Source organism: Acinetobacter sp. UNC436CL71CviS28, assembly GCF_000620525.1.
GTDB classification, from domain to species: Bacteria; Pseudomonadota; Gammaproteobacteria; order Pseudomonadales; family Moraxellaceae; genus Acinetobacter; species Acinetobacter radioresistens.
The window spans coordinates 23,223-30,354 of the sequence record NZ_JIBB01000039.1; the positions used below are offsets into that span (position 1 = coordinate 23,223).

The window sequence follows — 7,132 nt, forward strand, 5'->3', positions numbered from 1 at the left end:
CCTGTTAGATCATGGCAGTAGTAGTTTTTATATTACTGCCATATACCAAAAGTTCAGAGAGTGATGAATAAAAGGATAAAAATTGAGAAGCTATTTTTATTCGAAAAAATTTGAAACTCTTCCCGATACTTGAAATATTAAACACTTGAAACAAGGCAAAAGCCCTTGAGGCAAAACTGAAGTTATGTCCCAACCCCTGTTTGAAAAAGTTGCATTTATTGGCCTTGGGCTAATTGGTTCAAGTCTGGCCCGTGTAATTGTGGCTCAAAAGCTGGCCCGTCACGTGGTGGCCGCGACCCGTTCTCAAAAAACACTGGAAGATGCCAAAGCTTTGGGCCTGATTGAGCAGGGCTATAGTGATCCTGTAGAAGCAGTACAAGGGGCAGACCTGATTGTTCTGGCTTTACCAGTACGTGCTACCCAGAAAATACTTGAGCAGATCAAACCTCATATTTGCGCACATACTATCCTGACAGATGTCGGCAGTACCAAAGGAAATGTGGTAGAGGCAGCCAAAGCAGTGTACGGCACCCATCTGCCGCCCGGTTTTGTACCGGGCCATCCGATTGCAGGAAGTGAGCATACTGGTGTCTATGCTGGTAAAGTCGATCTGTTTGCCAATCACAAGGTCATTCTGACACCTTTGCCAAGTAGTGCCAGCTGGGCGGTTGATAAACTGATTGAGCTCTGGGAAGCTGCGCAAGCAGAAGTTATCTGCATGGATGTTGAAAAACATGATGAAGTTCTGGCACATACCAGTCATTTACCGCATTTGATGGCATTTAACCTGGTCGAGCAACTGGCCAGCCGTGAAGATAACCTGGACATCTTCCGTTATGCAGCCGGCGGTTTTCGTGATTTCTCGCGTGTGGCCGCCAGTGACCCTCAAATGTGGCATGACATTTTTTTTGCCAATAAAAAAGCAATTTTAAATGCAGTAGATGGCTTTGAACAGCAGCTCGGCATTATTCGAAAAATGATTGAAAATGAAGACTCGCAGGCATTAATGGGCCTACTGGGACATGCTCAGGCTGCGCGTCAGCACTTTAACCACATGTTAGCCCAAAAACCGTTGATGGAGAAAAACAAGGTGACACAACAATTTACCATTCTGCCGGGAAACAAAACTTTTCAGGGTAAATTTACCGTACCTGGTGACAAGTCTGTGTCTCATCGCTCTATCATGTTTGGTGCAATTGCCGAAGGTACTACTCATGTCACAGGCTTTCTGGAAGGTGAAGATGCACTAGCTACCTTACAGGCTTTTCGCGATATGGGCGTAAGTATTGAAGGTCCGAAAAATGGTGAGGTTACCATTCATGGGGTGGGTATGCACGGACTTAAGGCTCCGGCAAGTGCACTTTATATGGGGAATTCAGGAACCAGCATGCGTCTGCTGTCTGGCATGCTGGCTGCACAGAAATTTGATACGGTCATGACTGGTGACGCCTCTTTATCCAAACGTCCAATGGAACGGATTGCCAAACCCTTACGTCTGATGGGTGCCCAGATTCAAACCACAGGTGAAAAAGGTACACCGCCGGTCAGTATTAGTGGTCAGCAAAAATTGCACGGTATTCATTATGATTTGCCAATGCCTTCTGCTCAGGTAAAGTCAGGAATTCTGCTTGCGGGATTATGGGCTGAAGGTGAAACTTCAGTTACTGAACCTGAGCCAACCCGCGACCATACCGAGCGTATGCTACGTGCTTTTGGCTATGAGGTTAAAACTGAAGGTCATAAAATTTCACTTATAGGTGGTGGCAAACTGGTCGGTACAGAGATTCAGGTACCTTCAGATATTTCTTCCGCAGCATTTTTCATGGTGGGGGCTGCTATTACTCAGAATTCGGATGTACTTCTGGAAGCAGTCGGTATAAATCCAACCCGTACCGGAATTATCGAAATTCTGAAACAGATGGGAGCTGACCTGACAATTGAGAATGAACGCATTGCGGGGGGGGAGCCAATTGCTGATATTCATATCAAAGGTAGCCGGACGCTCAAGGGGATACATATTCCTGAAGACCAGGTTCCACTTGCAATTGATGAGTTCCCGGCACTATTTGTTGCGGCAGCTTGTGCAGAAGGGCAAACAGTACTGACTGGTGCTGCCGAACTGCGGGTGAAAGAGTCTGACCGGATTCAGGTAATGGCTGATGGCCTTAAAACTATGGGCATCGACTGCACCCCGACTGAAGATGGAATCATCATTGAAGGTAAAGGAAAAAGTGGAGACTGGTCGGCTGTCTTTACCGGCGGTGAAATCGAATCACATCATGATCACCGGATCGCTATGAGCTTTAGTATGGCAGGGCTGCGAAGTTCAGGAACAATTAATATTATGGGTACTGAAACGGTAGCCACCAGCTTCCCGACCTTTACTGAACTCGCTAATAAAGCCGGGCTTGCCATACAGATTAGTGAATAGATACGAATAAAGTTTAATAAAAATGTTGTTTTTGTCTAACAACAGTCAAGTGAATGCTTGGCTGTTGTGCGTTTATTGCTTATGCTAAATCCATACAACAAGAAAGCATTTCAGGACAACGCCAATGAGAACCCTACAATTTACTGCCCAATGTGCTGAACATCAACAAACTGATCATATACAAGATGAATGCCGTATTGCCCAAGAATATGTAACTGACCTTTTATCTAAGCGTCTTGTCCAGCATGGCTTCCAGGCCAGCCGTAATGAGCCTGATAAAATTGCGGTAAGTGTAGAGAGTCATCCTCTACCTATTTCTGTGACATGTGAATCTGCCCAAGATGGAGAGGGGCATCTGGTTTGCAGGATTAATGCACATGCTGACGAAGAACAGGACTGGTTTGAAAAAATTGAAATGCAGAGTGTGATTAAACAGTTGGGGCAGGCTATTGAAACTACATTAAAAAATGATGAGTCATTTAGCCAGTTCGAATGGAAAAGCTAAACTTATGACTCATCTAAAAAGGCCCGAAATTAATATATACCGGGCCTTTATTTATTTTTTATTCAACGATTAAAAAACGGGAAATCGCGATACGTAACTGTTTTAAATAGCCCGTAAAAAAGTGATTTGCCCCCGGCAGAATAGTAATCAGATGCTTTTGTGGCGTAGCCCAGCTAATAGCATCCGATAACAAGGTGATTTCATCCTTTTCACCATGAATAAACAGGATATCTCCCTGAATTTCAGGCGTTTTATAATGACGCAAGCCGGCTACAGTATTGGTAGGCAGACCACATAAAATCAACTGTTTAGGCCTCTCTACTGCTGGCAAGGCATCATAAGCTTTTGCCATCACGTGAGCACCAAAGCTGAAGCCACCTGCATAAAATGGCAAATGGGAATGTAGGGCACGAATATGTTGTAGTACCGCTAAAGTATCATCTGTCTCGCCATAGCCTTCATCATGTGTTCCGGTACTTTGCCCTGAACCACGAAAACTTGGACGATAAACCACACAGCCACGTTCAGATAAAATCTGGGCTAAAAGTGCAGGAACCTTATGTTGAGGTGTGCCTCCCTGAAGAGGGTGAGGGTGGCAAACGAGGGCATATCCTTTTACTTCGCCTTGGGGATAATCAACAAAAACTTCAATTTGCCCCACCGGACCTTGAATAAAGATTTGCTCGGACATAGTACAAACGATAAATAGCAGGAGAATCGCGTATTTTAGCGATTAACTTCAGCAAAAACACAAATTGGCATTAAAATAAGTCGACTGTTATAGTTTGATTAATTATTTTTTGATCAGGTTGTTTATGTTAGCTCTAATTTCCCCTGCCAAGACCTTAGATTATGAATCTGCATTACCTACCGATGAACATACTTTACCAAGACTGCTTGAGCACTCACAAGAACTTATAGACTTTTGTCGTAAACTGTCTGCTTCAGAAATCGCCAGTTTGATGAGTGTTAGTGAGAAAATAGCCCAATTGAATACTGCGCGTTTTCAGGATTGGACACCAGAATTTAATTTTGGTAATGCCCGACAGGCTATTTTTGCTTTTAAAGGCGATGTATATACCGGTCTGGATGCCTATAGTCTGAAACACAACAATCTGAATTTTGCCCAGCAACATTTGCGAATGCTATCGGGTCTATATGGCTTGTTAAGGCCACTAGATTTAATGATGCCTTACCGTCTGGAAATGGGTACCAAACTGCAAAACAGCCGTGGACATAACCTGTATGAGTTTTGGGGAGACCTTATTACCCAGCAGATTAACCAGGAACTGACTGAACACCAGCATAACTATTTAATCAACCTTGCATCAGATGAATACTACAAGGCAGTGCAAGAAAACAAAATACAAGCTGCTATCATTAAACCGATCTTTCTTGACCAGAAGAATGGTAAATACAAAATCATCAGTTTTTATGCCAAAAAAGCACGTGGCCTGATGGCACGCTTTATTATAGAAAACCAGTTAACCCAGCCAGAAGATTTAAAAGCTTTTAATAGTGAGGGTTATTATCTGGACACAGTAAATTCAAGCGCTAAAGAACTAATTTTTAAACGTGATGAGCAATCTGTTTAAATATATTCTCACGTATAGAATAACCAGTATTCGAATTATGGCTATTGGTTATTTATAGAATAAGTTTTCATCAAAAAATAAGGTAAAAGTCCGGCTGAGCTAAGAAATAGGAATACTAATTTATGCAACCTAAGCTAGAAAGACTTAAGCAATACTGGCAAGAACTTCAACAGACTAATGCATTGTATTTATCAGACAGCCTGCTTCAGAAATTAATTACTGCCTATCAGGAACCTCAGCGTTATTATCATACACTTCAACATATAGAAGAATGTCTGGACTTATACCAGCCTCTAAAAATGTGCGTGAATGACCCCTTGGCTGTTGAGCTGGCGATCTGGTTTCATGACGTGGTTTATGAGCCAAAATCTGATCAAAATGAATTAAAAAGTGCCGAGTTAATGAAACAGAGTCTGGCACCTTACATGACTATTGATCAAATCTCTAAAATTTACTCGTGGATACTGGCAACACAAACTCATGAACTGTCTGAAGATGACGATCTGGACCTTAAAACCTTGCTTGATATAGACTTGGCGATTTTAGGTAGTAAACCGTCCCGTTTTGCTGAGTATGAGCAGCAGATTCAACAAGAATATGCCTGGGTGTCAGAGGGTATATATCATGAAAAGCGCAAAAAAGTTTTATCTCATTTTTATCAAGCCCATCCGTTATTTAAAACTGAATATTTTCAGGATAAACTGGAAAATCAGGCAAAAATTAATCTTGAAAAAGTTTTAAAGGCTAATTAAAAGGCTCCCGGAAGGGGAGCTTTTTAACCACAAAAAATTTACTGGGTCTGACTATTATGCTGAGAGCTATCGCGTGTTTCACGCTCTTGTGCAGGGTCAATTACCCGTGATTCGCCAGTGGCTTCATTTGCAGCCTGTCCCGCACCCTCACTCACTTCTTTAGTAGCTACTGCAGTTGCATTAGCGCCTTTTTCCATCGCTATGGTTGCACCTTTGGTAGCCTGACTGGTCTCATCGAAACCAGCTTTAGTTGCATCCTTTAAACTTTCACCTACGCCATCTGAAGGGGCTTCCATCTGGTCCATGGGTTTAGCCATGGCATTATCTTTCGCCATATCCGAAGACTTTTCTTTATCACACCCAACCAAGAACAAAGCCGAAGTCATGCCTAAAGCAACTACCAGTTTATTTAAGTTTTTCATGTATACATCCTTCTAATTTTTTCAACTTTTCTTCACTATTCAAATCTAAACATAAAGAAGGGTGGTATTACGACTCAGCTTTGTTGAAAAGTTGTAAGAGTTGTTATCTATTAGATTTTTTAGATAAAACTTAGATATAAAAAAGCCCTCAATGTAAGGGCTTTTTTATATTCAGTACAATATTACTGTGAACTGCCAGTTCCGCTGGTACCACCAGTTGTACCTGTGGTGCCAGTAGTTCCCGTATTAGTCATGGTATCTGTTGTACCACCAGTTGTGGTACCTGTAGTTGCACCAGTTGTATCTGTAGCGGTGCCTGTTGTAGCCGGATCAGCCACTGTGCCAGTAGTATTGTCTAATCGCTCGCCTGCGGTATTATTCATATCCATAGTAGAGTCTGTTGTAGTTGTGCCAGTAGCAGTCGAATCGGTGGTTGTACCAGCAGTCGCAGCATGATCATCAGCTTCTGGAGTTTTATTGTTATTACAGCCAACAATGAGAACTGTAGAAGCTAAACCTAACGCAGCAATTAACTTTTTCATTTATTTTCCTTCCTTTTGTTGATTAAAAAACATTCAGGAAAATATAAGCATAAAGAAAAGTTGTAATAAAGACTACATATTGTTGAGGACTTGTAAGATATATATAAAAAATTACTGACCGGAGCGGATAATGTAATCAAAAGCAGAAAGCGACGCTTTTGCACCTTCACCTGTAGCAATGATGATCTGCTTGTACGGTACCGTTGTACAGTCACCCGCCGCAAATACACCTTTTACATTGGTCTCGTTACGCTCATTCACCACAATCTCACCGCGGTTACTCAGCTCGACTTCTGACCCTTTCAGAAAGTCAGTGTTCGGCAGCAGACCAATCTGTACAAAGATACCCGCCAGTTCAATCTCCCTGTCCTCTCCAGATACCCGGTCCTGATAACGCAGCGCAGTCACCTGTGAGCCGTCTCCCACCACCTCTGTGGTCAACGCAGACTTGATTACTGTCGTGTTCGGCAAGCTCGCAAGCTTGTCCTGCAATACCTGATCTGCACGTAAAGTATCAGCAAACTCAAGCAGAGTCACATGCTCAACAATACCGGCCAGATCAATCGCTGCCTCAACCCCGGAATTACCGCCACCAATCACCGCCACCCGTTTGCCCTTGAACAGCGGACCGTCACAGTGCGGGCAGTAGGCAACACCACGGGTCGCATATTCCTGCTCGCCCGGTACATTCATCTGTCTCCAGCGTGCACCGGTAGAGAGAATCACTGTTTTAGATTCCAGTCGGGCACCATTGTCCAGAGTCACTTCAACCAGACCACTGGCCGTTTCTTCTGCACCTTTAATGCTGGCAACTTTCTGCAGGTTCATGATGTCGACTTCATACTCACGCACATGCTCTTCCATGGCCGCAGCAAACTTTGGCCC

General features: G+C 43.2%; 8 protein-coding genes. 4 read left to right on the forward strand and 4 right to left on the reverse strand.

Annotated features, from left to right (window positions below; all coding sequences use genetic code 11):
- Nucleotides 1-184 precede the first annotated feature (184 nt).
- Both N518_RS0112600 and N518_RS0112605 read left to right on the forward strand, forming a co-directional pair.
- Entirely contained in the window at nucleotides 185-2,431 is a 2,247-nt protein-coding gene (locus N518_RS0112600; protein ID WP_026444352.1) for a bifunctional prephenate dehydrogenase/3-phosphoshikimate 1-carboxyvinyltransferase, read from the forward strand.
- A gap of 124 nt (nucleotides 2,432-2,555) precedes the next feature.
- Nucleotides 2,556-2,936 (forward strand): hypothetical protein, encoded by a 381-nt coding sequence (locus N518_RS0112605; protein WP_026444353.1) that lies wholly within the window; start codon nucleotides 2,556-2,558, stop codon nucleotides 2,934-2,936.
- Nucleotides 2,937-2,994: 58 nt separating this feature from the next.
- Here N518_RS0112605 and N518_RS0112610 read toward each other — a convergent pair whose 3' ends face one another.
- On the reverse strand, nucleotides 2,995-3,627 hold the full coding sequence (locus N518_RS0112610; protein ID WP_005019592.1) for an alpha/beta hydrolase: 633 nt from the start codon (nucleotides 3,625-3,627) through the stop codon (nucleotides 2,995-2,997).
- A gap of 124 nt (nucleotides 3,628-3,751) precedes the next feature.
- On the opposite strand from N518_RS0112610, the gene yaaA reads away from it, so the two are divergent.
- Nucleotides 3,752-4,531, forward strand: coding sequence for a peroxide stress protein YaaA (gene yaaA, locus N518_RS0112615; RefSeq protein ID WP_005026699.1), 780 nt, complete (start codon nucleotides 3,752-3,754; stop codon nucleotides 4,529-4,531).
- 122 nt (nucleotides 4,532-4,653) lie between these two features.
- A complete protein-coding gene (locus N518_RS0112620) occupies nucleotides 4,654-5,283 on the forward strand; it encodes a hypothetical protein (protein ID WP_005026697.1) in 630 nt (209 codons plus the stop codon).
- Between the two features lie 38 nt (nucleotides 5,284-5,321).
- Here N518_RS0112620 and N518_RS0112625 read toward each other — a convergent pair whose 3' ends face one another.
- The 3 genes from N518_RS0112625 to N518_RS0112635 form a co-directional block, all read right to left on the reverse strand.
- A complete protein-coding gene (locus N518_RS0112625; protein WP_005026695.1) occupies nucleotides 5,322-5,705 on the reverse strand; it encodes a hypothetical protein in 384 nt (127 codons plus the stop codon).
- A gap of 182 nt (nucleotides 5,706-5,887) precedes the next feature.
- The gene (locus N518_RS0112630; protein WP_005019597.1) at nucleotides 5,888-6,247 is read right to left on the reverse strand and encodes a hypothetical protein; all 360 of its coding nucleotides are present in this window, start codon (nucleotides 6,245-6,247) and stop codon (nucleotides 5,888-5,890) included.
- 111 nt (nucleotides 6,248-6,358) lie between these two features.
- A partial coding sequence (locus tag N518_RS0112635; RefSeq protein ID WP_026444354.1) for an FAD-dependent oxidoreductase occupies nucleotides 6,359-7,132 on the reverse strand: 774 nt, incomplete at its 5' end.